The organism is uncultured Salinicola sp., from assembly GCF_937921195.1.
GTDB lineage: Bacteria > Pseudomonadota > Gammaproteobacteria > Pseudomonadales > Halomonadaceae > Salinicola.
This window is the reverse complement of sequence record NZ_CALFQK010000094.1, coordinates 1-3,325: the sequence shown is the minus strand read 5'-3', so window position 1 is coordinate 3,325 and position 3,325 is coordinate 1. Positions and strand designations below refer to the sequence as shown.

Sequence of the window (3,325 nt, the reverse complement as noted above, 5' to 3'; positions counted from 1 at the left end):
CGCGGTATTGAAGGAGCAGGAGGCTGGGATGCCGACGGCGGAGGTTTGCCGCCGTTACAGCATCAGCTCCGCTTCGTTCTACAAACGGTAGTCAAAATTTGGCGTTCTGGAAGTGCTCGATGCTCGTAGGCTGAGGACGCTCGAGCAGGATAATAGTCCGTTGAAGAAGCTGCTGGTCGAGGAGATGCTCGACAACGTGGTGTTAAAGGATCTGGAATTCAAAAAAGGGACCTATACACTTTGCTAGCAAGCGAACCGAGTTCCTGCTAACCCCGCGAACAGATGGAGGCCACATATGCCCGCACCATATACTGCGAGCCAGATTGCAAAATGGCTTCTCAGCGCGATTGACCGGGACTCCGGCGACTCGATTACGCCGTTGAAGCTACAGAAATTGATTTACTATGCTCAAGCTTGGTCTTTGGCGTTGCCTGAACGCGCCTACCCACTTTTCGATGAGGATATGCAGGCGTGGGCGCATGGTCCTGTGGTGGAATCTGTTTTCCATGAGTATAAGCACGCTGGGTGGGATGCCCTACCGGCCCCCGATGAAGTTCCTGAAATTGCTGAGAAGGACGTCGCTCACCTGAGTGAAATCCTTAGTGTTTTTGGCGAGTTTTCAGCGAAGCACCTTGAGCGCATGACGCACCACGAGGATCCGTGGCTTGAGGCCCGTGGTGATATTCCGCCTGAGGCAAGGTCCAATGCTGTTATCTCCAAAGAGCGAATGATGGATTACTATCGTGGCCTCTACGAAAAGGCGGCGGATGACGAGTAATAGGCGGCTTAGGAAAGTTGCCGGGCAGCAAGGCGCTAAAACATCGAAAGCGACCGATTTGACGCTTCGAGAAGCCTCATTTTTGGGTGTTAAGCACGAACGCACGGATGGCGAGCGCCCTTACGTCAACCTCAAATACTACCGGCCCGACTATCAATGCCTATCTGACTGGACGAAGGAAAAGCTTCAGTCCTTCAGCGGGTTTTGTCGACAGATCACTCAGACCCGATGGGCTGATATTTACGCTACCGGGGGTAAAGCGGGCACGAAGGTCGGCCTTGGATATACTGTCCACAAAGACCATAGTATTCTGCCAGACAACACCGAATTGGAAAAGTTCAGCCCAGACTTAACCTGGTTCGAGTTGCGTGTAGATGCCGAGAGTAGAGTACACGGTTTCCGAGTTAAGGACGCCTTTTTCCTAGTCTATCTTGACCAAAATCACGACTTCTATCCAAGTTAGTCGATAACTTGTTTCGTCTCGTTAAAGAGATACGTCTCTACGGTGACTACATTAAGGCGCTTCGCTACCTCTTTGAAGTGTTCAATGTCAGCGCACATTTCCATGACGCCTTCGACCTTCCCGATATGGTAGCTGAGGATTGTACGCCCTTCGCCAGTTAGACATCGATGGAAGTGGGCGCGCGGCTTGCGGCTCATCTCGTACTGTTCTCCTCCCGAGGCCAGCCTTTAATCAAGACTGGAATAACTTCGATTGCGCCACGTAAACGAAACGGCTTTCTTTTGACGATAGAAAGCCGCCCATCCCCCCAAATCAATGAATCGACAAATCGTCTTATGGAACGCCAAGCCTACGAGCGCCGGAATATTCACCCCCGATACCCAGCATCTTAGCACTCGTTTCCTCATCATTGCTGGAGACAATGTTCTTCAGCTTGATAGAGAAGATAATCGACCTCGAGGCATTAGACCCACTACCGAAGTTCATGGTGCCATCTTCCATAAGCGCAAAATCAGGCGCCTGCACATTATGGAAGAACTTCGGCAACAGGAGCTCGAAGTCTGCCTGACGATGACGCGCCAGCAGAATGAAGATCCACCAACGAGCCAAATCCTCGACAGCCTCATCGCGAAGTTCCTGATCATCCTTCTTAGCCAGATGATGACCCGGAACCTTTTGTGCCAGTTCATCCACCCGAAGACGTGCAACACCACGCATCGCATCAACCAGCTTCTTCACATCACCCTTGGTCGTGATAGTCTCCGGCCGAGCCGGCGATCCAAAGGCAGACAAGCCGCGGATCTCCGTTTCACTCCAACCCAGCTTTCTGCCATACCAAGCCAAGGAAGAATGGGGCGGAAGCATCAACGGATGATTGGCACCAAGCACAGGTGAGAAGCCTGGCATCTGCGACACCACCCAATCACCTTCGCCCAATTCTATACGCGACAAATCGACCGGCTCAATTGTCCCCTCGAGACCCTCACGAGAACTTAAGTCCGGGTGACGCCTGAAAGCTACAAACGTGAAAGGCGACATGAGAGAATTGGGGCCATATTTAAAGAATGGCTTATCCGAAAGCGAACGGGACAAGCCCGTTGACCGCGGCAGCGTTCCGGCCAGCGCCAGCGTATCAGGGTATGAAGTCGGCACCGAGTCCAACATCTCGGGCACGAATATCATGCCGCCCCCCCTTACCTCAACTGAAGGAAGCTCGTCATACTCGCCTTCCTCGCTACCAGCATCAGAGACAGAACCTTCAGATGATACGCCTTGAGGCGAACCATCTTTATGCATTACTGTCGCATTCCGCGGAAGATCGTCCTGCTTCGCATGCCTCCTCGACGGAGCGACCATCGTCGGACGCTCGTCAAAATCTTCCAGCGAGGAAAAGACCAAACGTCCCTCACGGTCTAAACCCGCTTTCATCGCCGTCACGACTTCCAGTCTTCGAACGCGAAGCTTAAGTGCATCCAACTCAGGAGATGACAGCGTTCCTTCCCCCGCAAAAGAAAGCTGCTCGTCCAAAATCTTGCGCGCGTCTTCATACGCTAGGCGCAAACGACCTCGGTACTCTTCCATATCGTCGGCCTCTCCAGAGAAATCCTTCTCTTTGAGGATAGACATGAATTCCTCTTCCGTCCGCCTCGCAGCTAACATCAGGTCGTCTCTCGAGAGCGTATCCCCGGACCACTCGATGATCGCATCCCTGATACGATTGAACAGCTTTGCATTGACCCGCAGATCTTTCCATCCAGCTTTTGCTTCGAACAGCATTGAGGACAGTGGGAGCATGAATTTCGGCAGCATATGCCGCCATTGTTCAACTAAAGTTGAGCGCCGGACCATTTCAGTAAGGAGCATGGATCGCGTTTCCTCATGCTCCGTTACCCAGCGACTGAGGCCCGCTAAAACTCGATCATTGATAATCAATGCACGCAACATTTCCTCTTCATTGTCGAAGATGCTGCTCAACTCTTTATTCTCAGCAGTCACCCTCTTGGTGTCCGTTATATCGATCGGATAACGGGTCCTTTTCGTGAACAATAGCTTTGGATGGCGAGACCTTGTCTCTTCGAAGCCAT

Annotated in this window: 3 protein-coding genes and 1 pseudogene; 3 read left to right on the top strand and 1 reads right to left on the bottom strand. The window is 52.2% G+C overall.

What is annotated here, in order from left to right; all coding sequences use genetic code 11:
• Window positions 1-7: 7 nt before the first annotated feature.
• The 3 genes and pseudogenes from Q0602_RS08230 to Q0602_RS08220 form a co-directional block, all read left to right on the top strand.
• Window positions 8-226: pseudogene (locus Q0602_RS08230) on the top strand (transposase); the annotation flags it as partial.
• A gap of 69 nt (window positions 227-295) precedes the next feature.
• A complete protein-coding gene (locus tag Q0602_RS08225) occupies window positions 296-778 on the top strand; it encodes a Panacea domain-containing protein (protein ID WP_298841427.1) in 483 nt (160 codons plus the stop codon).
• Window positions 768-1,241 (top strand): hypothetical protein, encoded by a 474-nt coding sequence (locus tag Q0602_RS08220; protein WP_298841423.1) that lies wholly within the window; start codon window positions 768-770, stop codon window positions 1,239-1,241. The genes Q0602_RS08225 and Q0602_RS08220 overlap by 11 nt, the downstream gene beginning before the upstream one ends.
• 333 nt (window positions 1,242-1,574) lie before the next feature.
• Here the strand turns inward: Q0602_RS08220 and Q0602_RS08215 are convergent.
• Window positions 1,575-3,325: hypothetical protein (locus Q0602_RS08215; RefSeq protein WP_298841421.1), on the bottom strand; the 1,751-nt coding region annotated here is incomplete at its 5' end.